The following is a 23,468-nucleotide window of genomic DNA, read 5'->3' on the forward strand; positions in this document are numbered from 1 at the left end:
ATGGTAGTGTGGCCTAAGCCATGCAAGAGTAGGTCATCGCCAGGGGCTTTTCCCCTAAAACCCCCGCCAATCGGCGGGGGTTTTTCTTTGCGTCGCCGAAAGTGGCGCAAGAAAAAGGCCGCCCAGCGGGGCGGCCTTGGTCGCCGGGACAGCGCCCGGCTCAGCGCAGGGCGTAACCGAACTGCTGGCGGAACTGCTCGGCGAACTCGTCGTAGTCGAAGCGCTGGTTCTGCGGACCCAGGTGCTCGATCTTCAGTGCGCCCATCAGCGAGGCGATGCGGCCGGTGGTGGCCATGTCCATGCCGTTCATGAGGCCGAAGATCAGGCCGGCGCGGTAGGCGTCGCCGCAGCCGGTGGGGTCGACCACGCGCATGGCGTTGGCGGCGGGGATGTGCAGTTCGCCACCCTGGGTATGGACCTCGGAGCCCTTCGGGCCGCGGGTGATGATGTAGGCCTTCACGCGCTCGGCGATGTCCTTCTCGCTGAGCCCGGTCTTCTCCTGAAGCAGGTTCGACTCGTAGTCGTTGACCGTGACGTAGGTGGCCTGCTCGATCATGGTGGTCAGCTCCTTGCCATTGAACAGCGGCATGGCCTGGCCCGGATCGAAGATGAAAGGGATGCCAAGTTCGGCGAACTCGCGGGAATTCTGCAGCATCGCCTCGTAGCCGTCCGGTCCGACGATGCCAAAGCCCACGCCCTGGACGTCGCGCACGTGGTTCTCGTAGGAACGCATCATGGCGCCGGGGTGGAAAGCGGTGATCTGGTTGTCGTCCAGGTCGGTGGTGATGAAGGCCTGGGCGGTGTAGAGGTCTTCGATTTCCTTGACGTGGTCCAGGCGGATCTCGCAGGCCTCGAAATGCTCCCGGTACGGCCCGAAGTCCTGGCCGACGGTGGCCATGGGGATGGGGTCGCCGCCGAGCAGCTTGAGGTTGTAGGCGATGTTGCCCGCGCAGCCGCCGAACTCGCGGCGCATGCGCGGCACGAGGAAGGACACGTTCAGGATGTGGACCTTGTCCGGCAGGATGTGGTTCTTGAACTGGTCCTGGAACACCATGATGGTGTCGTAGGCCAGGGAACCGCAGATCAGGGCAGAAGGCATCGTCTCGACCTCATGGGCTGGGGCGGTGGGACCGCCCCCCGCAAAGGCGCACATGGTAGCGTGGCAAGGGCTGGAAGGCACGGAATAACGGGTTTTTTCCTTGCCGCCACGTAGGGTGGTTGTTACGCTAGCCCACCCCCGAAACCCCACTCTCCACGGGCCTCCCCCAGATGTTCAAGAAGCTCCGCGGGCTGTTTTCGAACGACCTCTCGATCGACCTCGGCACCGCCAACACCCTCATTTTCGTCCGTGGCCAGGGCATCGTGCTCAACGAGCCGTCCGTGGTCGCGGTGCGCCATGGCGCCGGTGGCCGCGAAGTCGCCGCCGTGGGCGCCGAGGCCAAGCGCATGCTGGGCCGCACCCCGGGCAACATCACCACGCACCGCCCGATGAAGGACGGCGTCATCGCCGACTTCACCCACACCGAGGAAATGCTCAAGCAGTTCATCAAGAAGGCGCACACCTCGCGCTTCCTGCGCCCGAGCCCGCGCGTGCTGATCTGCGTTCCCTGCGGTTCGACCCAGGTCGAGCGCCGCGCCATCAAGGAATCGGCCGAAGAGGCCGGTGCCCGCGAGGTCTACCTGATCGAAGAGCCCATGGCCGCCGCGATCGGCGCCGGCATCCCGGTCGACGAGGCGCGCGGTTCGATGGTGATCGACATCGGCGGCGGCACCTCGGAAGTGGCCGTCATTTCGCTCAACGGCATCGTCTATTCGCAGTCGGTGCGCATCGGCGGCGACCGCTTCGACGACGCCATCATCAACTACGTGCGCCGCAACCACGGCACGCTGATCGGCGAAACCACCGCCGAGCGCATCAAGATCGAGATCGGCTGCGCCTTCCCGCAGGCCGTGGTGAAGGAGTTCGAAGTCTCCGGCCGCAACCTCGCCGAAGGCGTGCCGCGCATGATCGTCATCAACTCCAACGAAGTGCTCGAGGCCCTGCACGAACCGCTCAGCGGCATCGTCAGCGCCGTCAAGCAGGCGCTGGAACAGACCCCGCCGGAACTGTGCGCCGACGTGGCCGAGCGCGGCATCGTGCTCAGCGGCGGCGGTGCGCTGCTGCGCGACCTCGACAAGCTGATCTCCGAGGAGACCGGCCTGCACGTGCACGTCGCCGACGACCCGCTCACCTGCGTCGCCCGCGGTGGCGGCCGTGCGCTCGAGCTGATCGACATGCACGGCAACGAGTTCTTCTCGGCCGAGTGAGCCTGCATGCAGGCGCATTCCTCCTACGGATGACGCCGTGGCCTACCCTGGAACCCCGGCGCCCCGCCTGACCGAGGGCGCCGGCGGCACGCTCCCGCTGCTCGCCTACCTGGCCCTGGCCACCGTGCTCATGGTCGCCGACCAGCGCGGCGGCTTCGCCTCGCAGGCGCGTGTGCACCTTTCCGCGCTCGCCGAGCCGGTCTGGTGGCTGGCGTCGTCGCCCGGCCGGCTGGCCGAGGGCGTGCACGACCTGGTCACCACGCGCTCCCGCCTGTTGGCCGACAACGAGCGCCTCACCCGCGAACTACAGGTCAACGCCAGCCGCCTGCACCGCCTGGCCGCGGTTGCCGAGGAAAACCAGCGCCTGCGCGAACTGCTGGGCGGCACGCGCGGCTACCGCCTCGAAGCGAAGCTGGCCGGCATCATCGACGTCGACCTCGATCCCTCGCGCCAGCGCATCCTGCTCGATGCCGGCAGCGACGACGGCGTGCGCGTCGGCCAGGCCATGATCGACGCCGGCGGCGTGCTCGGCCAGGTCATCGAAGTGACGCCGCGCAACGCCACCGCCCTGCTGCTCACCGACCCCGAGCACGCGGTGCCCGTGCAAGTTGCGCGCTCCGGACTGCGCACCATCGCCTTCGGCACCGGCCGCACCGACGCGCTGCGCCTGCCCAACATCCCGCAGAGCGCCGACATCCGCGTCGGCGACCGGCTGGTCACCTCCGGCATCGGCGGCCGCTTCCCGGCGGGCTTCCCGGTGGGCACCATCGAACAGCTGCAGCCGGACGACACCCGCCTGTTCGTGGTGGCCCAGGCCCGGCCCGCGGCACGCCTCGACCGCGGCCTGGAAGTGCTGCTCGTGAACAACACCCTCGACGCCGTCGACGACGGTCCGCCGCTGCCGCCGCCGCCGGCGGAGGCCGAAGCAGAAGACGCCGACGGAGCCGAAAGCAGCGCCGCGACCCCACCCGCCGAACAGGGCACCACGCCGTGAACCGCGCCCCTTCCGGCTGGCTCGTCTACGGCGGCCTGTTCGTCGGCCTGCTGCTGATGGCCGTGCCGCTGCCCGCCGGCATCGAGCTCGCGCGTCCCTACGTGCTGGCCATGGTGCTGTGCTACTGGTTGCTGGAAACGCCCGACCAGGTCGGCCTGGGCACCGCCTTCCTCGCCGGCCTCGCCGCCGACCTCGTCTCGGGCACGCTGCTCGGCGAACAGGCATTGCGCCTGGTCATCCTGGCCTTCCTCGTGCAGCGCTTCCGCGCCCGCCTGCGCTTCTTCCCGCTGTGGCAGCAGGCGCTGGCCGTGTTCGCGCTGCTGGTGAACGACCACCTGGTGGACCAGGCCATCCACGCCGCCGGCGGCGACGGTTGGTTGCCCTGGGCGACGTGGCTGGCGCCGCTCGTGGGCTTCGCGCTCTGGCCCTGGCTGTTCCTGCTGTTCGACGAGCTGCGCCTGCGCTCGCGCGACCGCACCGGCTGACGCCATGCGCAGCCTGCGCCGCACCAAGCTCAAGAACCTGCATGCCGAGGCGGACCAGTTCCGCCGCCGCGCCTTCGTTGGTTTCCTCGCCATCGCGGTGGCCATGCTCGGCCTCGCTGCTGGCTACTTCCGCCTGCAGGTGCTGCAGCACGAGGAATACCAGCTGCGCTCGGAAGCCAACCGCATCAAGCCGCGCCCCATCGTTCCCGCCCGCGGGCTGATCTACGACCGCAACGGCCGCCTGCTGGCCGACAACGTGCCGGCCTACCGGCTCGAGATCGTCGCCGAGCAGGTGCGCGACCTGGACGCCACGCTCGCCGGCCTGTCGGAGCTGGTCGAGCTGGACGAGGAAGACCTGGCGCGCTTCCGCGAAACCCGCCGCGCCACCCGCAGCTTCCGCCCGGTGCCGCTGAAACTGCGCCTGAGCGAAGGCGAACTGGCGCGCCTGGCGGTGAACCGGCACCGCTTCCCGGGCGTCGAAGTGGTTCCCTACCTGACGCGGCGCTACCCCTACGGCGACCTGTTCGCGCACGTGATCGGCTACGTCGGCCGCGTCGACGTGGCCGACCTGGAGGCCATGGGCGACAGCCGCAACGCCGCGCTCACCCACATCGGCAAGGCCGGCATCGAGCGCTTCTACGAAGACCGCCTGCGCGGCGAAATCGGCTACGAGGAAGTGGAGACCAACGTCGAAGGCCGCGCACTCGGCGTGCTGCGCCGGCACGACGCCAAGCCGGGCAACGACCTCACGCTTACCGTCGACGCGCGCCTGCAGCAGGCCATGGTGGATGCCTTCGAGGGCCAGCACGGCGCGGCCATCGCCATCGACCCCAAGACCGGCGAGATCCTGGGCATGGTCAGCCTGCCCAGCTACGACCCGAACCTGTTCATCAACGGCATCGGACACAAGGACTGGCAGGCGCTGCAGGCGCCGGCCCGGCCGCTGTTCAACCGCAACGTGCTCGGCGGCGTGCCGCCCGGTTCCACCATCAAGCCGTTCATGGCGCTGGCGGCGCTGGAAGCCGGCATCCGCACGCCGCAGTACGAAACCCTGTCGACCGGCGAATTCTTCCTTCCGGGCCAGTCGCGCGGTTACCGCGACTGGCGCCCCGGCGGCCACGGCCGGGTGAACCTGCGTGAATCGCTGGCCCAGTCGGTGAACTCCTATTACTTCGAACTCGCGGTCGAACTCGGCGTGGACCGCCTGGACGAATACTTCGACCGCCTCGGCTTCGGCCACCCCACCGGCATCGACCTGGCCGGCGAAATCCCCGGCGTGCGGCCCTCGCGCGCGTGGAAGCGCCGCCAGCTCAACCAGAACTGGTTCCCGGGCGACACCGTCAACGCCGCCATCGGCCAGGGTTACTGGGTCACCACGCCGCTGCAGATGGCCCAGGCCACCGGCCTGCTCGCCAACGGCGGCGTGCGGCATCGCCCGCACCTGCTCAAGGCCACGCAGGCCGGCTTCAACGCGCCGCTGGTGCCCGAGCCGCAGCCGCCGGGCGTGCTGCTGGTGAAGAACCCCGCCGACCTGGCCGCCGTCAACGAAGGCATGGTCGCGGCGATGCATGGGCCCACCGGTTCGGGCCGCGGCGCCGCGCAGGGCATGAGCTACCAGATGGCCGGCAAGACCGGCACCGTGCAGCGCGTCAGCCGCCGCGGCACCGAGCGCATGGACCCGAACCAGCTGCCCTACCACCTGCGCCACCAGGCCTGGTTCATCGGCTTCGCGCCAGCGGAAGCGCCGACGGTGGCGGTGGTGGTGCTGGTCGAACACGGCGGCTCGGGCGCGCGCGCCGCGGCGCCCATCGGCCGCCGCATCCTCGACGCCTGGCTGCTGCCGCCGCCCGAGGACACCACCAAATGATCGCCTTCCTGCGCTGGCTGCGCGAACTGGCGGCGCGCCTGTTCGACAAGGTGGACCTGCCGCTGCTGCTGGCCCTGCTGGCGGTGATGCTGATCAGCCTGGTGGTGCTGGCCAGCGCCTCGGGCGAAAACGCCCGGCTGGTGATGTCCCAGGGCGCGCGTTTCGGCATTGGCCTGGGCGCCATGGTGCTGCTCTCGCGCGTCACGCCCGGCAAGCTCAGGCTCTGGACGCCGGCGGCCTACGCGGCCAGCCTGGTGCTGCTGGGCCTGGTGTTCGTGTTCGGCTCCGGCCGCAGCGCCAACCTGTGGCTGAACCTGGGCGTGTTCTACCTGCAGCCCGGCGAACTGCTGAAGCTGACCGTGCCGATGATGCTGGCCTGGTACCTGCACTCGGTGCCGCTGCCGCCGCGCTGGTCCACCCTGGGCGTGGGCGCGGGCATCATCGGCCTGCCGGTGGGCATGATCATCCTGCAGCCCGACCTGGGCACCGGGATGCTGGTGGCGGCCTCGGGCGTGTTCGCGCTGTTCCTGGCCGGCATCGCCTGGTGGCGCATCGGCCTGTTCGCGGGCCTGGGCCTGGCGTCGCTGCCCGTGGGCTGGCATTTCCTGATGCCCTACCAGCGCGACCGCATCCTCACCTTCCTTGATCCCGAATCCGACCCTCTGGGCGCCGGCTGGAACATCATCCAGTCCAAGATCGCCATCGGCTCGGGCGGCTTCTCGGGCAAGGGCTGGGGGCAGGGCAGCCAGTCGCACCTGGATTTCCTGCCCGAACACACCACCGACTTCATCTTCTCGGTGCTGAGCGAGGAATGGGGCTGGCTGGGCGTCGTCACGCTGCTGGCGCTGTACCTGTTCATCGTCGGCCGCTGCCTGTGGATCGCCACCCAGGCCCGCGACGGCTATGCGCGGCTGCTCGCCGGCACGGTGGCCATGACCTTCTCGGTCTACGTGCTGGTGAATGGCGGCATGGTCGCCGGCCTGCTGCCGGTGGTGGGCGTGCCCATGCCCCTGCTCAGCTTCGGCGGCACCTCGGCGGTGTCGCTGCTGGTCGGTTTCGGCATGGTGATGTCGGTGCACGCGCACCGGAAATTCATGGCGTCCTGAGCGGGCGCCCGCGCCGGGCCGTGGTAAATTGCCGGCAAAACCAGACGGTTGTGTCCATGCGCCGAAACACGCTTCGCCTGTTCCCCCTGCTGTTGGCCCTGGTGGCCGCCGCGCCCGCCGCCATCGCCCAGACCGGCCCCGCGCCCGACCCGGCACTGCGCGCCGCCTTCGTCGCCGAAGCCACCGCGAAGTACGGGCTGGAAGCGTCGGAAGTCGAGGCCTGGCTGGCGAAGTCGAACCACCGCCAGAGCATCGTCGCGGCCATGTCGCGCCCGGCGGAGAAGGTGAAGCCCTGGCGCGACTACCGCCCCATCTTCATCAGCGACCGCCGCATCGCCGACGGCCAGGCCTTCCTGGCGCGCCATCGCGACGAACTGGCGAAGGTCGAGGCCGCCACTGGCGTGCCGGCCGAAGTGATCGTCGCCATCATCGGCGTGGAAACCAGCTACGGCGGCAACACCGGCAGCTACGCGGTGCTCGACGCGCTCTACACGCTCGGCTTCTTCTACCCGGCCAGCGGCGACCCGGCGCAGTTGGAGCGCGAAGCCGCGCGCGGCCGCTTCTTCCGCGACGAGCTCATGCAGGTGATGCTGCTGGCCAAGGAAGAGCAGCTCGACCTGGCCTCGCTCAAGGGCAGCTACGCCGGCGCCATGGGCTACGGCCAGTTCATGCCCTCGAGCTACCGCGCCTACGCCCGCGACGGCAACGGCGACGGCCGCCGCGACCTGTTCGGCGCGCTGCCCGACGTGTTCGCCTCGATCGCCAACTACTTCGTCGCCCACGGCTGGCAGCGCGGCGAACCCGTGGTGGCGCTGGCGCAGGCCCAGGAGGGCGCCGCGCCCTTCGTGCCCGACACGCTGGAAGCGAAGTACAGCCTGGCCGAGCTGGGCGAGAAGGGCTACCGCCCGGCGCTGGCGCAGGGCCACGACCTCAAGGCCACCCTGGTCACGCTCGAAGGCAGCGCCGGCACCGAGTACTGGCTGGGCTTCCGCAACTTCTACGCCATCACCCGCTACAACCGCTCGCCGATGTACGCGCTGGCGGTGTACCAGCTCTCGCGCGAAATCGCCGCCGGGGCGGAGGCCGCCACCGCCCCATGAGCCGCGCGCTGGCCCTGCTTGCCCTGGCCCTGCTCGCCGGTTGCGCCGGCAAGCCGGTGAAGCCGCCGGCGCCGGATGCGCGCGAGGGCGTGTCGCATCGCGCCGCGGCCAAGCCGCGCGCCGGTGGCGAACCGGCCGCCGCGGTGGCCGCCACCCAGGCCGCCTGCCTGCAGGTGCGCGAGCACCGCGACGAGGACTACACGCCCGGCGGCCTTTACGCCCCCGGCGTTTCCGACAGCGCGCCCGAGCACGCGCTCGACATCTCCGGCCTGGTCGAACCCACGCCGCGCCGCGAGCCCCCGGCCGCCTACGGCAACCGTTCGCCCTACACCGTGCTGGGCAAGAGCTACCGCGTGATGCCCAGCGCCGACGGTTACGTCGAGCGCGGCGTCGCGTCCTGGTACGGCCAGAAGTTCCACGGCCGGCAGACCTCGAGCCGCGAGGTCTACGACATGTGCAGCTTCAGCGCCGCGCACAAGACGCTGCCGCTGCCCAGCTACGTGCGCGTCACCCACCTCGACACCGGCGAAAGCGTGGTGGTGCGGGTGAACGACCGCGGCCCCTTCCACTCCGGCCGCATCATCGACCTCAGCTACGCCGCCGCGGTGAAGCTCGGGCTCGACCGCACCGGCACCGCGCGCGTCGAAGTGCGCGCGCTCACGCCCGAAGGCGGGGACGCCGGCCCGGTGCTCGGCGCCGGCAGCACGCCGATGCCGCCGCCGCGCGCGCCGGAACCGCCGCCCGTGGCCGGCTCCGGCCGCCACGTGGTGCAGGTCGGCGCCTACCGCGAACGCGACAACGCCCGCCGCATCGCCCGCCAGCTCGAGGACGCCGGCATCGACGGCGTCGAAGTCGAAGACGCGCGCGTGAACGGCGACAAGGTGTGGCGCGTACGCGTGGGTCCGCTGGCCGCGGAAGCCGCCGCCACCGTCATCGACCGCATCCGCGGCCTGGGCCTGCCCAGCCCGCGGGTATTCAGTGAATAAGGGCTAGCATGCCCCTTCGTTCCCGGCGGGCCGCGCGCCCGCCCATGATTTGGAGTCTCCCCCGGATGTCCGCTTCCCGTTTCCTGTCCTTCGCGCTGGCCGCCTTCGTCGCCGGCGCCGCCTTCGCCCAGACCCCGGTGCCGTCGCCGCAGCCCGCGCCCTCGCCGGCGCCCGCCGCGAACGCCCCGGCGCCGACGCCGCCGGCCCCGGTGCCGCAGGGCGCCAAGGCCTGGATCCTGATGGACCACGTCAGCGGCCAGGTGCTGGCCGGCGAGAACATCGACCAGCCGCTCGAGCCCGCGTCCATAACCAAGGTGATGACCTCCTACGTGGTGGCCGCCGAAATGGCCGCCGGCCGCGTCAAGGCCGACGACCTGGTGCGCATCAGCGAAAACGCCTGGCGCTCCGGTGGCGCCGGCACCGACGGCAGCTACAGCGCGCTGGCGGTGAATTCGCAGGTCAAGCTCGACGACGTGCTGCACGGCCTGGTCATCCAGTCCGGCAACGACGCCGCGATCGCGCTGGCCGAGCACGTCGGCGGCAGCGAAGCCGCCTTCGTGGACATGATGAACAGCTACGCCGCCAAGCTGGGCATGACCGGCTCGCGCTTCGAAAATGCGCACGGCCTGTCGTCCCCGGGCCACGTGATGACGGCGCGCGACATCGCCATCCTCTCGCGCGCGCTGATCTCCCGGTTCCCCGACCACTACGCGCTCTACAAGATCAAGGAATTCAGCTACGGCGGCATCCAGCAGTGGAACCGCAACGGCCTGCTGTGGAAGGACGCCAGCGTGGACGGCCTCAAGACCGGCCACACCTCGGCCGCCGGCTACTGCCTCGCCGCCTCGGCGATGCGCGGCGACCAGCGCCTCATCTCCGTGGTGCTGGGCATCGACACCACCAGCCGCAACGAAGGCTTCCGCCTGCGCGAAGAGGGCAACCTTGCGCTGCTGAACTGGGGCTTCCGCTTCTTCGAAACCCACAGCGTGTACGCCGCCGGCGCCAAGGTGGCCGACCAGAAGGTCTGGCGCGGCGAAGCCGACAGCGTCGAGCTGGGCGTGGCGGAGCCGCTGCTGGTCACGCTTCCGCGCGGCCGCTACGGCGAACTCAAGCCCACCATGGACGTGCCCAGGCAGCTGAGCGCGCCCATCGCCAAGGGCCAGGTCATCGGCACCGTGCGCCTGAGCCTGGACGACAAGGTCGTGGCCGAGCGCCCGCTGGTGGCGCTGCAGGACGTCGCCGAGGGCGGCTTCTTCAAGCGCATGAGCGACGATTTCTGGCTCTGGTGGGAAAGCGAATAAACACCGGCTAGTCTGGATCCCGGACCGGTAGCTGCAGGGGAGTGGACCGGATGAGGGACGAAGGCCAGGACGACGGCACCCCGCGCCTGGCGCGGGAAGTGGCCGACACCGCCCAGCGGGTCGTCACCGGCGGCGTGTTCTACCTGCTGGCCTGGGTGGTCGTGTCGGTGGCCGCCGGCCTGCCGTCGAAGCATCCGGCCGCCACCGTGCTGGTGGGCCTGGCCTTCACGGCCCTGGCGCTGATGCGCATCTGGCCGCGCCCGCCGGGGGCCGGCGCCACGCGCCGCAAGCTCGAGGCCTGGCTGGACCGCGAATGGGGCGTCGTGCTCGCCACCGCCGCGCTCTGGGGCGCGGTGCTGGCCTGGGCGCTGCTCGACGCGCACTTCGAGCCCGGGCGCAGCGCCGCCCTGCTGTGCACCATCGCCTTCGCCACCGCCTTCGCGCACAACTACAGCCTGCGCCGCGAACGCGCGCTGCTGGGCGTGTCGCTGATCTACCTGCCGGCGGCGTTCCTGCTGCCGTACACCGACGAAGGGCTGGCGGTGTCGGTGACGATCGGCGCGTATTCGGTTTACCTCGCCGTGGTGCTGCTGCGCAGCTACCGCGAATACCAGCAGCAGCTCGACCTCTACGACGCCCTGCGGCACCAGCGCGACCAGTACGAGCGCCTGAGCCGCATCGACCCGCTGACCGGCCTGGCCAACCGGCGATTCTTCGGCGGCGCGCTCGAGCACCTGGTCGGCGAATCGCGCCGCCATGGCCGGCCGCTGTCGATGCTGGTGATGGACCTGGACCACTTCAAGCGCGTCAACGACGAATTCGGCCACGACGCCGGCGACGCCTGCCTGGCGCGTTTCGCCGACCGCATGCGCGAAGTGTTCGCCGCGCCCGGCGCGCACCTTGCGCGGCTGGGCGGCGAGGAATTCGGCGTGCTGCTGCCGGGGCTCGGCGCCGGGCCCGCGGCGGAGGTGGCCGAGGCCATGCGCGCCAGCCTGGTCGAGCGCCCGCTGCAGCTGCGCGAAGGGCCGCTGGCCCTGACGGTGAGCATCGGCGTGGCCGGTTTCGACCCGGCCGCCGGTGAAGACGGCAGCGAGCTCTACCGGGCCGCCGACCGGGCCATGTACCGGGCCAAGGGCGACGGCCGCAACCGCGTGCGCGTGGACGGCACCTGAGCCCGGCGCGGGCTTGGGACAGGGGCCCCGCGCCCCCATAATGGACGGCATGAGCATCCGTTCCGACAACCCCGAACACGGCTTCCAGTTCCCCGGCGTCTTCGAGATCAGCGCCATGGGCTCGGCCGAGGCCGACCTGCACCTGGTGGTGCCCATGGTGCTCGAGGCCCTGGGCCTCACCGTGTACCGCGAGCGCCTCACGATCAAGCCGTCGGCCAAGGGCAACTACGTGTCGGTGACGATGGTGTTCGAGGCCCACAGCCGCGAGGACTACGACGCCGCCCACGGCGCCCTGCGCGAGCACCCGGCGGTGAAGTGGACGCTGTAGCGCCTGCCTGCGCCGCCCCGGCCGCCAACGCGGCGCCGATGCGCGAGTGGCGGGTGCGCGAGCTGGGCCGCCAGCCCTACGAGCCGGTGTGGCGCGCCATGCAGCGCCTCACGGACGCCCGCGGCCCCGACACCCCCGACGAGCTCTGGCTGGTCGAACACGACCCCGTGTTCACCCTGGGCCAGGCCGGCAAGCCCGAGCACGTGCTGGCTCCCGGCGACATCCCGGTGCTGAACGTGGACCGCGGCGGCCAGGTCACCTACCACGGCCCCGGCCAGCTGGTGGCCTACCCGCTGGTGGACCTGCGCCGCCTGGGCCTGGGCGTGCGCGAGCTGGTCTGCCGCATCGAGGGCGCCGTGATCGACACGCTGGCCCACTACGGCATCTCGGGCGAGCGCAAGGAAGGCGCCCCGGGCATCTACGTCGGCGGCGCCAAAGTGATGGCCCTGGGCCTGCGGGTCCGCAAGGGCTGCAGCTTCCATGGCCTGGCCTTCAACATCGCCATGGACCTCGAGCCGTTCCGGCGCATCAACCCCTGTGGTTACCAGGGGTTGGAAGTGACCTCGGTGCTAGAATTGGGCGGCCCCGGCGACCCCGCCGTGATCCAGCCCGTGCTGGTCGAGGCCCTGTCCCGGCGCCTCGGCCTGGCCGCCACCGGCGCCCCGCCGCCGGACCTCACCCCCGCCTGATCCGACCCCGCCCATGTCCGATTCCGCCAGCAAGTCCATTCCCCTGCAGGTGCTGGGTTCGCCCCTGGTCGAAGGCCAGAAGCAGCTGGGTGGCGACAAGATCGGCAAAAGCCCGGTCAAGTTCGACGAAAACGCCCCGGTCCTGCGCAAGCCCAGCTGGATCCGCGTGCGCATCCCGTCCGGCAACGCCGTGCAGAAGCTCAAGAGCAAGCTGCGCGAGAACCGCCTGGTGACGGTCTGCGAGGAGGCCAGCTGCCCGAACATCCACGAGTGCTTCAGCCACGGCACCGCCACCTTCATGATCCTGGGCGAGGTCTGCACCCGCCGCTGCAGCTTCTGCGACGTCGCCCACGGCCGGCCCAAGCCGCCCGACGCCAGCGAGCCGGCCAACCTGGCCCGCACCATCGCCGACATGGGCCTGCGCTACGTGGTGATCACCTCGGTCGACCGCGACGACCTGCGCGATGGCGGCGCCCAGCACTTCGTCGACTGCATCCGCGAGGCGCGCGCGCTGTCGCCGAACCTCAAGATCGAAATCCTCACGCCCGACTTCCGCGGCAAGGGCCGCATGGACCGCGCGCTGGAGATCCTGGCCACGAACCCGCCGGACGTGTTCAACCACAACCTCGAGACCGTGCCGCACCTCTACCCGAACGTGCGCCCGGGCGCCGACTACCAGTGGTCGCTGGAGCTGCTCAAGCGCTTCAAGGCCCAGCACCCCGACGTGCCGACCAAGTCCGGCATCATGCTGGGCCTGGGCGAAACCATGGAACAGGTGCTCGAGACCCTGCGCGACCTGCGCGCGCACGACGTGGACATGGTCACCATCGGCCAGTACCTGCAGCCCACGCCGCACCACCACCCGGTGATGCGCTACTGGACCCCGGAAGAATTCAAGCAGCTGGAAGTGGCCGGCCAGGCCCTGGGCTTCACGCACGTGGCCTCCGGGCCGATGGTGCGTTCGTCCTACCACGCCGACCGAATGGCGGCTGAAGCCGGTTTCGTCGCCGACCTCCCCTGAACATCCCCGGGGCTATGCTCGGGCTGCAAGGTGCTGCTATCACTATCGGCACAGGCCCCGGGCCGACCCCGGGGCGCAAGCTGGGCCCCTGAAGAACGGACCTGACCATGCTCAAGCACAAGCTGATCGCCCTCTCCGCCGCGCTGCCGCTGGCCATGGCCATGGCCGCCGGCTCCAGCGCGCCCGCGCCCGGCGCGTCGGCCTACCTCGAGCCCACGGTCGAACAGGCCGCGGCCGCGCGCCTGGTGTACGGCATCCTGTCCGACAGCCGCTACGTCTACCGCGCGAAGCCGCTCGACGACGCCCTCTCGGCCGAGATCCACCGCCGCTACCTGGAGTCGCTCGACGACCAGAAGCTGTTCTTCACCCAGGCCGACATCACCCGCTTCGACGCCTTCCGCCTGCGCCACGACGACGCCATCAAGGCCCAGCAGTTCCAGCCGGCCTTCGACGTGTTCGCCACCTACCAGCGCCGCGTCGCCGAGCGCGTGGCCTATGCGCGTTCGCTGCTGGCCAAGCCCTTCGACTTCAGCACCGACGAGACCTGGCTCTACGACCGCGAGGGCGCCGACTGGGCGGCCAGCTCCGCCGAGCTCGACAGCGCCTGGCGCAAGTACGTCAAGAACGACGCGCTGCGCCTCAAGCTCGCCGGCCGCAGCCAGGAAGAAATCCGCAAGACCCTCGACAAGCGCTACGCCGGCCTGGCCGAGCGCGTGGCCGAGCTGCGCGGCGACGACGTGTTCGAGACCTTCATGAACGCGTACGCCAGCTCGATCGACCCGCACACCAGCTACATGTCGCCGCGCAGCGCCGAGAACTTCAACATGCAGATGCGCCTCTCGCTCGAGGGCATCGGCGCGGTGCTGCAGCGCCAGGAAGAGTTCGTGGTCATGCGCACCATCGTGCCCGGCGGCCCGGCCGCGCTCAGCGGCAAGCTCAAGGTCGGCGACCGCGTCGTCGCCGTGGGCCAGGGCACCAGCGGCCCGATGACCGACGTGGTGGGCTGGCGCATCGACGACACCGTGGCGCTGATCCGCGGCAAGAAGGGCACCCAGGTTCGCCTGGACGTGCTGCCGGCCGACGCCGGCGTGGACGCCAAGCCCGAGCGCGTGGTGATCACCCGCGACAAGGTCAAGCTCGAGCAGCAGGCCGCCCAGAAGCGCATCGTCGAGGTCGGCGACCGCCGCATCGGCGTGGTCGAGCTGCCCACCTTCTACCTTGATTTCGAAGCCCGCCGCCGCGGCGACAAGGACGCGCGCTCGGCCACCGCCGACGTCGCCAAGCTGCTGCGCGAACTGCGCGCCGAGCAGGTGGACGGCGTGGTGGTGGACCTGCGGGACAACGGCGGCGGTTCGCTGCTCGAGGCGGTCGAGCTCACCGGCCTGTTCATCGACGCCGGCCCGGTGGTGCAGGTGCGCGAGACCGGCGGCCGCGTCAACGTCGAGGCCGACGACGAAGCCGGCGTGGCCTGGGACGGCCCGCTGGCCGTGCTGGTCAACCGCGCCTCGGCCTCGGCCTCGGAAATCTTCGCCGCCGCCATCCAGGACTACGGCCGCGGCCTGATCATCGGCGAGCCCACCTTCGGCAAGGGTACCGTGCAGAGCCTGATCGACCTCGACCGTTTCCCGCGCAAGGACGACGTCAAGTTCGGCCAGGTGAAGCTGACCGTCGCGCAGTTCTTCCGCGTCGACGGCGGCACCACCCAGCACGCGGGCGTGGTGCCGGACCTGCAGTTCCCGGTCACGCTCGACGCCAGCGACTACGGCGAGAGCACCTACGACAACGCGCTGCCGGCCACCCGCATCGCCCAGGCGCCGCACGGCAACCTCGGCAACTTCGCCGCGCTGTCGCCGCAGCTGGTGGCCAACCACGAGGCCCGCGTCGCCAAGGACCCCGAGTTCCAGTGGTGGGCCGAGGACGTGGCGCGCTTCCGCGCCGAGCGCGAGAAGAAGAGCATTTCGCTCAACGAATCGGTGCGCCGCGCCGAACGCGACCGCCTCGCGGCCGAGCGCAAGCAGCGCCAGGCCGAGCGCGTGGCCGCCGGCCTGGCCAAGGACGAAGCCGAACGCGTGGTGGACGACGGCCTGAGCTACAACGAGCGCAGCGTCGCCCAGCAGGCCGCCGAGGAAGAAGCCGCCAAGAATGGCCCGGACCCGCTGCTGCGCGAGTCCGCCGCCATCCTGGCCGACGCCCTCGACCTGCTCTCTGCCGACCGCCAGCTCACCGCCCAGGTGCTGCCGGTGACCCGCCAGGCCACCGTCTGGGCCGAATGAGCCCCGGCGCAAGAAGCGGATAGCCGGCCCCCCGGGCGCCGGCTAGCCTGCCTGGCATGGACACGACCCCTCCGCCGATCGACCCCCGCCTCGAACAGGCCCGCCGCCTGCTCGACCGCGAAGACCTGGGCCTGGCCGAGCTCGCCGACGCCGTCGGCCTCAGCGCCACCCACCTGCAGCGCCGCTTCCGCCAGCAGTTCGGGCTGAGCCCGGCCGAATACCGCGCGCAGCGCCGCCTGTCCGGCCTCAAGGCCGGCCTGCGCGCCGGCCACGACGTCACCCGCGCCCTCTACGACGCCGGCTACGGTTCGCCCAGCCGCGTGTACGAACACGGCGCCGCGCGCCTGGGCATGGCGCCGCAGGCCTACCGCCGCGGCGGCGAAGGCCTGGAGCTGCGCTGGTCGCTGGTGCCCACGGCGCTGGGCCAGGCCCTGGTGGCGGTGACCGAGCGCGGCGTCTGCGCGGTGCTGCTGGGCGAAGACGCCGGCGCGCTGGAAGCCGACCTGCGCGCCGAGTTCCCGCGCGCCACCTTGCAGCGCGTGGACGCCGGGCGCGACGAATTCCTGGCGCCGCGCGTGCGCGCCGTGGCCGAGGCGCTGTCCGAGCGCGCCGGCGCCGTGCCGGTGGAGCTGATCGGCACGGCCTTCCAGCAGCGCGTGTGGGAAGCGCTGATGCGCATTCCCGCCGGCGAGACCCGCAGCTACGCCGAACTCGCCGATTCGCTCGGCATGCCGCGCGGTGCCCGTGCCGTGGCGCGCGCCTGCGCCGGCAACCGGGTGGCGGTGCTGGTGCCCTGTCACCGCGTGATCCGCGGCGACGGCAGCCTGGGCGGCTACCGCTGGGGCCTGCCGCGCAAGCAGGCCCTGCTCGATTCGGAACGACGCGGCCACGACGCCGCCGGGAAACGCAGCGCATGAGTTCGCCGCAAACCACGCCCCCGTCCGCGCTCGCGGTCGGGCTGGCGCTGGCCTCGGTCTACCTGGTCTGGGGCTCGACCTACCTCGCCATCCGCGTCGGGCTCGAAGGCTACCCGCCCTTCCTGATGGGCAGCCTGCGCTTCCTGGCCGCCAGCCTGGCCTTCTACGCCTTCCTGCGCTGGCGCGGCCACGCGCCGCCGACCCGCGCGCAGTGGAAGAACGCGGCCTTCATGGGCCTGTTCATGATGCTGCTGGGCAACGGCCTGGTGAATTTCGCCGAGCAGACGGTGTCCTCGGGCCTGGCCGCGGTGGCGGTGGCGTCGATGCCGCTGTGGGCGGGCCTGTTCGGCGTGCTGCGCGGCCAGCACCCGAGCCACGGCGAATGGCTGGGCCTGGCCATCGGTTTCCTGGGCGTGGTGTGGCTGAACTTCGACGGCGAGATGCAGGCCAGCCTGGGCGGCATGCTGGCGCTGCTGGCGGCGCCCGTCGCCTGGGCCTTCGGTTCGGTGTGGAGCCGCGGCCGCGACCTGCCGGCGCCCTTCATGAGCACCGCGGCGCAGATGCTCTGCGGCGGCGTGGCCATGGGCGTGCTGGGCCTGGCCATGGGCGAGCGCATCACCGAAGTACCGCCGCTGTCGGCGACGCTGGCGGTGGGTTACCTGGCGGCGTTCGGCTCCATCGTCGGCTTCAGCGCCTACGTCTGGCTGCTGCACCACGTGCGCCCGGCGCTGGCCACCAGCTACGCCTACGTCAACCCGCCCATCGCGGTGCTGCTGGGCGCGCTGCTGCTGCACGAACGCGTCGGTGCCGACGCCATCGGCGCCATGGCCGTCATCCTGGCCGGCGTGGTGATCATCACCCGCGCCAAGGCGCGCGCTTCGTAGGTTGCATAAAAAGCCTTCAACACGGATGACACGGATAGAAGGCGGATAAACGCGGATAGAGCGGATTGGAGTGGTCCGCGGCAGCTCATGGAGCGCGCGCTGATTGGCTGTTACGGAAAACCACTTCCAATCGCTTTTGCCCTATCCGTGTTTATCCGTGTCAATCCGCTCTTATCCGTGTTCAAAAACCAATCTCACCCACCCACGCGCAGGGGCAGTTCGCGCAGGCGCTGGCCGGTGAGGGCGAACACGGCGTTCGCCACGGCCGGGGCGATGGGCGGGGTGCCGGGTTCGCCGACGCCGCCGGGGCGTTCGGTGCTGGGCACGACGTGGGTTTCCACCACCGGCATCTGGTCGAGGCGCAGCACGCGGTAGTCGTGGAAGTTCGATTCCTGCACGCGGCCGTCCTTGAAGCGGATGCGGCCATGCAGCGCCGCGCCCAGGCCGTAGACGATGCCCGACTCCATCTGCGCGGCGATCATCAGCGGGTTCACCGCCACGCCGCAGTCGATGGCGCAGACCACCCGGTGCACGCGCACCGCGCCGCGCTCCACCGACACTTCGGCCACCTGCGCCACGTAGCTGCCGAAGGACTCGTGCACGGCGATGCCGCGGGCGCGGCCCTCGGGCAGCTTCGAGCCCCAGCCGGCCTTTTCGGCGGCGAGGTTGAGCACGCCGAGATGGCGCGGATGGTCCTTGAGCAGGCGGCGGCGGTAGGCCAGCGGGTCTTCGCCGGCGGCGGCCGCCAGCTCGTCCACCAGGCTCTCCATCACGAAGGCGTTCTGGCTGTGGCCCACCGAACGCCACCACAGCACGGGGATGCCGGTCTTCGGCGAGTGCAGCTCCACGCGATGCGCGGGCGTGCCCTTCACGTACGGCGAATCGGACACGCCCTCCACCGAGGAGCCATCCACGCCGTCCTTGATCGAGCCCTCGAAGGGCGTTCCGGCCATGATCGACTGGCCCACCAGCACCTGGTGCCAGGCGGCGGGCAGGCCGTCCTTGCCCAGCGCCACGCGCGCGCGCTCCAGGAACATGGGGCGGTAGTAGCCGCCGCGGGTGTCATCTTCGCGGGTCCAGACGGTCTTCACCGGCATCCCCGCGGCCTTGGCCACGTGCACGGCCTCGCTGACGAAGTCGCTGGTGGGGTTGGCGCGGCGGCCGAAGGCGCCGCCCAGGAACGTGGTGTTGATGGTCACCTGCTCGGGCTTGAGCCCGGTGATGCGCGCGGCGGCGGCCTGGTCGCCGGTCTGGAACTGCGTGCCGGTCCAGACCTCGCAGTGGTCGGCACCGATGCGCACGGTGCAGTTGAGCGGCTCCATCGCGGCGTGCGCGAGGTAGGGCACGAAGTATTCGGCCTCGATCACCTTGCCTGCGCCGGCCAGCGCCTGGTCCACGTCGCCGGCCGTGGCGGCGACGGCGCCCGGCGTGCCGGCGAGCCCGCCGAACTGCCTGCGCAGCGCGTCGCTGTCGAGCGTGGCGTTCGGGCCCAGGTCCCAGTCCACCTGCAGCGCGTCGCGGCCCTGCTTGGCGGCCCAGAAATGTTCGGCCACCACGGCCACGCCCGAGGGCACCTGCAGCACCTTGAGCACGCCCGGCACCGCCAGCGCGGCGCTGCCGTCGAAGGACTTCACCGAGGCGCCGAACACCGGCGCGCGCGCCACCACCGCGGTCTTGAGGCCCTCGAACTGCACGTCGATGCCGAACACCGCGCGGCCGGTGATTTTCTGCGGCGTGTCGAGGCGGCGCGTGGACTTGCCGATGAGCTTCCAGTCCTTCGGCGCGCGCAGCGCGATTTCGCCCGGTGCCGGCAGCGCGCTGGCGGCTTCGGCCAGTTCGCCGTAGCTGGCGCTGCGCTCGCCGCAGACGACGCGGCCGTTCTCGGTGCGGCAATCACCCGCCGCCACGCCGAAGCGCGCGGCCGCCGCCTGCACCAGCAGCGTGCGCGCGGTGGCGCCGGCCTGGCGGTAGCGGTCGAATTCCGACCATGTGGTGGTGGAGCCGCCGGTCATCTGCGCGCCGAAGGCGGTGTGCGCGTAGGCCGGGGCGGCCGGCGCGTGTTCGACGCTGATCTTCGTCCAGTCGGCGTCGAGCTCTTCGTTGATGAGCATCGGTAGCGTGGTCCAGATGCCCTGGCCCATTTCCGAATGCGCCAGCAGCACGGTGACGCGGTCGTCGCTGCCGATGCGCAGGAAGGCGTTGGGCACCAGCGGGGCACCCGCGGGCGCCTGCGCGAAGGCCAGGCGGCGGCCGCCGGGCACCACGAAGGCCACGACCAGCCCGCCGCCCACCAGGGCGCCGGCCTTGAGGAAGTTGCGGCGGGACAGGGTGTTGTTCTTGTTCACGGGAAGTCTCCGTCGAACGGGCGCGCCCGGGGGCGTCGCGCGCGGATCAGGGTTCGCCGAGCTCGGCGGCGCGGTGGATGGCGGCGCGGATGCGCGGGTAGGTGCCGCAGCGGCAGAGGATGCCGGCCATGGCCTCGTCGATCTCGGCGTCGTTGGGGTTGTTCACCACGCGCAGCAGGGCCGCCGCGGCCATGATCTGGCCGGACTGGCAGTAGCCGCACTGCACCACGTCCAGCTCGGCCCAGGCGCGCTGCACCGGGTGGCTGCCGTCGGCCGAGAGGCCTTCGATGGTGGTGACCGCGCGGCCCGCCACCGCCGACACCGGCAGCACGCAGGAGCGCGTGGGCTGGCCGTCGACGTGCACGGTGCAGGCGCCGCACTGCGCCATGCCGCAGCCGTACTTGGTGCCGGTGAGTCCCACCAGGTCGCGCAGAACCCACAGCAGCGGCATGTCGGGGGTGGCGTCGACCTCGTGCTCGACGCCGTTGACGGTCAGTTTCATGGGCGGCCCTCGCGGCGGCTGGGGAAGGCCCCGAGCCTACTCCTGGGGCGGGTTGCCACCAAGTGAAGCCGGGGTGAGCCAGGCCTGCCTTTGCGCCGGGGTGTCGAGGTCCTGCGCCAGGCCGTTGGCGGGTACGGCGTGAACCTGGTCCGAGTGCTGGCGCAGCAGGTCGCGGGCGCCGCGGTCGTCGGCGCCGGTGGCCAGCGTGGCGAACCAGGACCGCGGCAGCAGCGCCGGCACGCCCAGCACCCCGTCATAGGCGCTGGCGGCGGCGCGGCGCGGGTCGACGCGCCAGGCGTCGCGCAGGGCCAGCAGGTGCGCGAGGTCGAGCGCGGGCTGGTCGCACAGCAGCACCAGGGCGCCTTCCACCTGCTTGCCCAGCGCCTTCACGCCGGTGGCCAGCGAGGTGCCCAGGCCGGCCTGCCAGCCGGCGCAGTCCACCCGCCGCAGCGGCAGGTCGGCGGCTTCGGCGTGCACGGCGTCGGCGTTCGCGCCGCACACCAGCCAGGCTTCCGTGGGCGCGGTGGCCAGGCCCAGGCGGGCGGCGCGGCGCACCAGCGATTCGCCGTCCAGGCGCAGCAGCTGCTTGGTTTCGCCCAGGCGGCGCGACCCACCGGCGGCGAGCACGATCAGGGCGTGGCGGGGCGGGTTCATGGCGGCGCGTGGAAGTGGCGCTGCAGGTCGGCGGCGATGGCCAGCGCGATGGCCTCGGGGCCCTCGCCGCCGAGGAACAGGCCGGCGGGCGCGTGCAGGCGTGGCAGCAGCGCCGCGCGCTGCGTGCCGTCGAGTTCCGCCAGCAGTTCGTCGCGGCGGCCGGGCGGGCCGAGCAGGCCGACGTAGGGCACGGCCAGCGTGGACAGCGCGCGCAGGGCCTCGAGGTCGGCGCTGGCGAGGTGGGTCATCACCAGTGCGGCGTCGGGCGCGCGTGGCGACGCTTCGAGCGTGGCGGCCGGTTTCAGCGCCAGCAGCGCGTGGGCTTCGGGCAGGCGGGCGGCCCGCAGCAGGCCTTCGCGGTGGTCGGCCACCGTGGTTTCCCAGCCCAGGGTGTGGGCCAGGCGCAGCAGCGGCGGCGCTTCGGGGCCGGCGCCCAGCAGCAGCAGGCGCCGCACCGGTGCGATGCGCAGGGGCAGGAAACCCTCGGGCGCGGTGCCGTCGAAGCGGAGCGCGCCGAGCGTGGCGGCTTCCACGCCCACGGCCAGCGACAGGGCGCCGCCGGTGGCGTGCGCCGCCAGCAGCGCATCGAACAGCGCGTCGCCAGGGCCGGGCAGCGGCCAGGCCAGCACGCGCATGCGGCCGCGGCAGCCCGAGCCGGAGCCGAACAGCAGGTCGTCGTCGTCGCGGGTGTCGAACACGGCCACGCCGGGCTGGCCGCGCGCGATCGCGTCCTGGCACAGCGCCTCGAGCGCAGGCTCCAGGCAGCCGCCGGAAATCGTGCCGGTGCGGGTGCCATCGGCGGCCACCAGGGCCAGCGCGCCGGCCTTGCGGTAGGTCGAGCCTTCGGTGTCGGTCACCAGGGCCAGCGCGAAGGGCGTGCCCGCGGCGCGGTGCGCCTGCGCCGCCGCGAGCGCGCCGCGCAGACCGCCGGGCGCGCTCATGCGTCGGTCTCCGGCGCGTCGAGCGCGGCCAGCAGGGCGTCCCAGGGCAGCAGCGCGCAGCGGTGGCGCGAAGGGTAGGGCGCGGCGCCGATCAGCGCGGCGAGTTCGCCGAGCCCGGACTCGTCGCCGCGCGCCAGCGCGTCGCGCAGCGCGTCCGCGAGTGGTGCCACGTCCCGCGGCGGACGGCCCGCCACGCGGCCGGCCATCAGCGAAGCCGAAGCCAGGCAGAGCAGGCAGCCTTCGCTGTCGTGGCGAAGCTCGGCGATGGCGCCGTCGTCGCCCAGGCGCAGCGAGACCGCCACGCGGTCGCCGCAGAGCGCATTGCTGGCGCTGGCGCGGCGCGCGCGGCCGTCGAGCCGACCGGCCTGGCGCGGCTCCCGGCCGTGCGCCAGCACCTGGTCGCGGTAGAGCGCGGAGAAGGCGTCGGAACCCATGCCTCGATTAGGGCATGGCCCCGCGTGACGGACAAGTTACGGCCGTCACGGCAGTGGATCGGCGGGCAGCGCCGGCGCGGGGCAATCGCGTCCGTCGGCCGTGCCAGCGTCACCGAGCCAGTCGCCGATGGGTCTCGAAAGCCAGTCCAGTCGCGCCGGCAGCGTGAAGTGGTCTTCCTCCGGCAGCTCGGCGTAACGCAGCCGCTGCGAGGCCATGGCCAGCGAACGCGCGGCGGCCACCGGCACCAGCTGGTCGCGCGCACCGTGCAGTAGCAGCACGCAGGCGCGCGTGGCGGCAACGGGCCTCGCGGTGTCCAGTGTCCGCAGGTCCACGCCGAGACGCTGGCCCGCGCGGTCGAGCGCCTGCCCGAGATCGTCGTCGTCCACGGTGGCCCGAAGCCACCAGCCCAGCGCGCGCCCGCGCCAGCCGCCACCCGCGCCTGATTTCAGTCGCCCGGCGTAATGACGGATGGAATCGGCGGCATTCGCGAAAGGCTCCATCGCCACCACGCCGGCCACGCTCGCATCGGGCTGCGCGGCGGCATGAAGCGCGGTGACCGCGCCATAGGAAACACCGAACAGGTGCACCGGTTCCGCGATGCGCTTCTGCGCTCGCAGGTGCCCGAGCAGGGCCATCACGTCGGCGGCCTCGTGCGTGCCATAGCCCGCGGGCGCCTCGCCGGACAGGCCGTGGTTGCGGAGGTCCAGCAGCACCGTGCGGTAGCCCCGCTGCGAGAACGCCAGGCTCCAGGGCAGCAGGCTGCCGGCGTCCATGGACCAGCCATGCAGCAAGACCACCGTGCCGCGCACCGGCGGCGGCAGGGCCGGCGCCGGGTGCTTGAATTCAAACGTGAAGCCCATGCCCTCGGGCAGACGAATGAATTCATACGCGAGTTGGTAGTCGGCGGGCTCAACCACCGCGAACGCCAGCCGGGGCCCCTGCGCCGGCTGGAATTGCTCCAGCGGGCTGCCGACGCGCGCCAGCCAATGCAAGTAGTTGTCACCACTGAAGACGGTGTCCGCCCGCGCGGGGTGGGTGATCCAGTCTTCGAGGGCGCGCGCCACGGCGATGGTGGGCGTCAGGGCGACGATGGCCGCGGCCAGCGCCGCGGTCCAGGCAAGGTGGATGCGCATGGCGCGAGTGTGCCGCGCGGCGTGAGTG

22 protein-coding genes are annotated in these 23,468 nt (G+C 71.7%); 15 read left to right on the forward strand and 7 right to left on the reverse strand.

All coding sequences use genetic code 11. The features are described 5' to 3' along the window. Window positions 1-160 precede the first annotated feature (160 nt). Window positions 161-1,099 carry a carbohydrate kinase family protein gene (locus ACE3Q2_RS06885; protein WP_231696504.1) on the reverse strand — a complete coding sequence of 313 codons (939 nt, stop codon included), beginning with the start codon at window positions 1,097-1,099 and terminating at the stop codon, window positions 161-163. A gap of 170 nt (window positions 1,100-1,269) precedes the next feature. On the opposite strand from ACE3Q2_RS06885, the gene ACE3Q2_RS06890 reads away from it, so the two are divergent. The 15 genes from ACE3Q2_RS06890 (at window position 1,270) to yedA (ending at window position 17,430) form a co-directional block, all read left to right on the forward strand. Continuing rightward, entirely contained in the window at window positions 1,270-2,307 is a 1,038-nt protein-coding gene (locus ACE3Q2_RS06890) for a rod shape-determining protein (protein ID WP_231696503.1), read from the forward strand. A gap of 37 nt (window positions 2,308-2,344) precedes the next feature. Further along, a complete protein-coding gene (gene mreC / locus ACE3Q2_RS06895) occupies window positions 2,345-3,301 on the forward strand; it encodes a rod shape-determining protein MreC (RefSeq protein WP_231696502.1) in 957 nt (318 codons plus the stop codon). Further along, window positions 3,298-3,786 carry a rod shape-determining protein MreD gene (gene mreD / locus ACE3Q2_RS06900; RefSeq protein WP_231696501.1) on the forward strand — a complete coding sequence of 163 codons (489 nt, stop codon included), beginning with the start codon at window positions 3,298-3,300 and terminating at the stop codon, window positions 3,784-3,786. Before mreC ends, mreD begins: the two co-directional genes overlap by 4 nt. A 4-nt stretch (window positions 3,787-3,790) precedes the next feature. Further along, window positions 3,791-5,653, forward strand: coding sequence for a penicillin-binding protein 2 (gene mrdA / locus ACE3Q2_RS06905; protein ID WP_231696500.1), 1,863 nt, complete (start codon window positions 3,791-3,793; stop codon window positions 5,651-5,653). Further along, on the forward strand, window positions 5,650-6,759 hold the full coding sequence (gene rodA / locus ACE3Q2_RS06910) for a rod shape-determining protein RodA (RefSeq protein WP_231696499.1): 1,110 nt from the start codon (window positions 5,650-5,652) through the stop codon (window positions 6,757-6,759). The genes mrdA and rodA overlap by 4 nt, the downstream gene beginning before the upstream one ends. 56 nt (window positions 6,760-6,815) lie before the next feature. Further along, window positions 6,816-7,859, forward strand: coding sequence for a lytic murein transglycosylase B (gene mltB, locus ACE3Q2_RS06915; RefSeq protein WP_231696498.1), 1,044 nt, complete (start codon window positions 6,816-6,818; stop codon window positions 7,857-7,859). After that, a complete protein-coding gene (locus ACE3Q2_RS06920) occupies window positions 7,856-8,845 on the forward strand; it encodes a septal ring lytic transglycosylase RlpA family protein (RefSeq protein WP_374473522.1) in 990 nt (329 codons plus the stop codon). Before mltB ends, ACE3Q2_RS06920 begins: the two co-directional genes overlap by 4 nt. A 65-nt stretch (window positions 8,846-8,910) precedes the next feature. Next, the gene (locus ACE3Q2_RS06925; RefSeq protein ID WP_374473523.1) at window positions 8,911-10,146 is read left to right on the forward strand and encodes a D-alanyl-D-alanine carboxypeptidase family protein; all 1,236 of its coding nucleotides are present in this window, start codon (window positions 8,911-8,913) and stop codon (window positions 10,144-10,146) included. A 50-nt stretch (window positions 10,147-10,196) separates the two neighbouring features. After that, entirely contained in the window at window positions 10,197-11,318 is a 1,122-nt protein-coding gene (locus ACE3Q2_RS06930) for a GGDEF domain-containing protein (RefSeq protein WP_231696497.1), read from the forward strand. Between the two features lie 49 nt (window positions 11,319-11,367). Next, window positions 11,368-11,646, forward strand: coding sequence for a DUF493 family protein (locus tag ACE3Q2_RS06935; RefSeq protein WP_231696496.1), 279 nt, complete (start codon window positions 11,368-11,370; stop codon window positions 11,644-11,646). Beyond that, window positions 11,634-12,335 carry a lipoyl(octanoyl) transferase LipB gene (gene lipB, locus ACE3Q2_RS06940; RefSeq protein WP_374473524.1) on the forward strand — a complete coding sequence of 234 codons (702 nt, stop codon included), beginning with the start codon at window positions 11,634-11,636 and terminating at the stop codon, window positions 12,333-12,335. The genes ACE3Q2_RS06935 and lipB overlap by 13 nt, the downstream gene beginning before the upstream one ends. A 13-nt stretch (window positions 12,336-12,348) precedes the next feature. After that, window positions 12,349-13,356, forward strand: a complete 1,008-nt coding sequence (gene lipA, locus ACE3Q2_RS06945; protein ID WP_231696495.1) for a lipoyl synthase — start codon at window positions 12,349-12,351, stop codon at window positions 13,354-13,356. A 107-nt stretch (window positions 13,357-13,463) separates the two neighbouring features. Further along, a complete protein-coding gene (locus tag ACE3Q2_RS06950) occupies window positions 13,464-15,629 on the forward strand; it encodes a carboxy terminal-processing peptidase (protein WP_374473525.1) in 2,166 nt (721 codons plus the stop codon). A 56-nt stretch (window positions 15,630-15,685) separates the two neighbouring features. Further along, window positions 15,686-16,546, forward strand: coding sequence for a methylated-DNA--[protein]-cysteine S-methyltransferase (locus ACE3Q2_RS06955; RefSeq protein ID WP_231696493.1), 861 nt, complete (start codon window positions 15,686-15,688; stop codon window positions 16,544-16,546). Continuing rightward, entirely contained in the window at window positions 16,543-17,430 is an 888-nt protein-coding gene (gene yedA, locus ACE3Q2_RS06960; RefSeq protein WP_374473526.1) for a drug/metabolite exporter YedA, read from the forward strand. Before ACE3Q2_RS06955 ends, yedA begins: the two co-directional genes overlap by 4 nt. A gap of 194 nt (window positions 17,431-17,624) precedes the next feature. Here the strand turns inward: yedA and ACE3Q2_RS06965 are convergent, their stop codons facing one another. Genes ACE3Q2_RS06965 through ACE3Q2_RS06990 form a run of 6 tightly spaced genes read right to left on the reverse strand, consistent with a single transcriptional unit; the run spans window position 17,625 to window position 23,440 of the window. Beyond that, window positions 17,625-19,775, reverse strand: coding sequence for a molybdopterin cofactor-binding domain-containing protein (locus ACE3Q2_RS06965; protein WP_374473527.1), 2,151 nt, complete (start codon window positions 19,773-19,775; stop codon window positions 17,625-17,627). A 46-nt stretch (window positions 19,776-19,821) separates the two neighbouring features. After that, on the reverse strand, window positions 19,822-20,277 hold the full coding sequence (locus ACE3Q2_RS06970; protein WP_374473528.1) for a (2Fe-2S)-binding protein: 456 nt from the start codon (window positions 20,275-20,277) through the stop codon (window positions 19,822-19,824). A 36-nt stretch (window positions 20,278-20,313) separates the two neighbouring features. Next, window positions 20,314-20,931, reverse strand: a complete 618-nt coding sequence (locus ACE3Q2_RS06975; RefSeq protein WP_374473529.1) for an NTP transferase domain-containing protein — start codon at window positions 20,929-20,931, stop codon at window positions 20,314-20,316. After that, on the reverse strand, window positions 20,928-21,872 hold the full coding sequence (locus tag ACE3Q2_RS06980; protein WP_231696488.1) for an XdhC family protein: 945 nt from the start codon (window positions 21,870-21,872) through the stop codon (window positions 20,928-20,930). Before ACE3Q2_RS06980 ends, ACE3Q2_RS06975 begins: the two co-directional genes overlap by 4 nt. Then, window positions 21,869-22,306, reverse strand: coding sequence for an iron-sulfur cluster assembly scaffold protein (locus tag ACE3Q2_RS06985; protein ID WP_231696487.1), 438 nt, complete (start codon window positions 22,304-22,306; stop codon window positions 21,869-21,871). Before ACE3Q2_RS06985 ends, ACE3Q2_RS06980 begins: the two co-directional genes overlap by 4 nt. A gap of 45 nt (window positions 22,307-22,351) precedes the next feature. After that, the gene (locus ACE3Q2_RS06990) at window positions 22,352-23,440 is read right to left on the reverse strand and encodes an alpha/beta hydrolase (RefSeq protein ID WP_374473530.1); all 1,089 of its coding nucleotides are present in this window, start codon (window positions 23,438-23,440) and stop codon (window positions 22,352-22,354) included. Window positions 23,441-23,468: the final 28 nt, after the last annotated feature.

This window comes from Arenimonas sp. (assembly GCF_041913985.1).
GTDB lineage: Bacteria > Pseudomonadota > Gammaproteobacteria > Xanthomonadales > Xanthomonadaceae > Arenimonas.

Coding starts and splice junctions, on each gene's coding strand:
- ACE3Q2_RS06885 (WP_231696504.1), bottom strand. CDS start 1,099: ATGCCTTCTGCCCTGATCTGCGGTTCCCTGGCCTACGACACCATCATG.
- ACE3Q2_RS06890 (WP_231696503.1), top strand. CDS start 1,270: ATGTTCAAGAAGCTCCGCGGGCTGTTTTCGAACGACCTCTCGATCGAC.
- mrdA (WP_231696500.1), top strand. CDS start 3,791: ATGCGCAGCCTGCGCCGCACCAAGCTCAAGAACCTGCATGCCGAGGCG.
- rodA (WP_231696499.1), top strand. CDS start 5,650: ATGATCGCCTTCCTGCGCTGGCTGCGCGAACTGGCGGCGCGCCTGTTC.
- mltB (WP_231696498.1), top strand. CDS start 6,816: ATGCGCCGAAACACGCTTCGCCTGTTCCCCCTGCTGTTGGCCCTGGTG.
- ACE3Q2_RS06920 (WP_374473522.1), top strand. CDS start 7,856: ATGAGCCGCGCGCTGGCCCTGCTTGCCCTGGCCCTGCTCGCCGGTTGC.
- ACE3Q2_RS06925 (WP_374473523.1), top strand. CDS start 8,911: ATGTCCGCTTCCCGTTTCCTGTCCTTCGCGCTGGCCGCCTTCGTCGCC.
- ACE3Q2_RS06930 (WP_231696497.1), top strand. CDS start 10,197: ATGAGGGACGAAGGCCAGGACGACGGCACCCCGCGCCTGGCGCGGGAA.
- ACE3Q2_RS06935 (WP_231696496.1), top strand. CDS start 11,368: ATGAGCATCCGTTCCGACAACCCCGAACACGGCTTCCAGTTCCCCGGC.
- lipA (WP_231696495.1), top strand. CDS start 12,349: ATGTCCGATTCCGCCAGCAAGTCCATTCCCCTGCAGGTGCTGGGTTCG.
- ACE3Q2_RS06950 (WP_374473525.1), top strand. CDS start 13,464: ATGCTCAAGCACAAGCTGATCGCCCTCTCCGCCGCGCTGCCGCTGGCC.
- ACE3Q2_RS06955 (WP_231696493.1), top strand. CDS start 15,686: ATGGACACGACCCCTCCGCCGATCGACCCCCGCCTCGAACAGGCCCGC.
- yedA (WP_374473526.1), top strand. CDS start 16,543: ATGAGTTCGCCGCAAACCACGCCCCCGTCCGCGCTCGCGGTCGGGCTG.
- ACE3Q2_RS06970 (WP_374473528.1), bottom strand. CDS start 20,277: ATGAAACTGACCGTCAACGGCGTCGAGCACGAGGTCGACGCCACCCCC.
- ACE3Q2_RS06975 (WP_374473529.1), bottom strand. CDS start 20,931: ATGAACCCGCCCCGCCACGCCCTGATCGTGCTCGCCGCCGGTGGGTCG.
- ACE3Q2_RS06980 (WP_231696488.1), bottom strand. CDS start 21,872: ATGAGCGCGCCCGGCGGTCTGCGCGGCGCGCTCGCGGCGGCGCAGGCG.
- ACE3Q2_RS06985 (WP_231696487.1), bottom strand. CDS start 22,306: ATGGGTTCCGACGCCTTCTCCGCGCTCTACCGCGACCAGGTGCTGGCG.
- ACE3Q2_RS06990 (WP_374473530.1), bottom strand. CDS start 23,440: ATGCGCATCCACCTTGCCTGGACCGCGGCGCTGGCCGCGGCCATCGTC.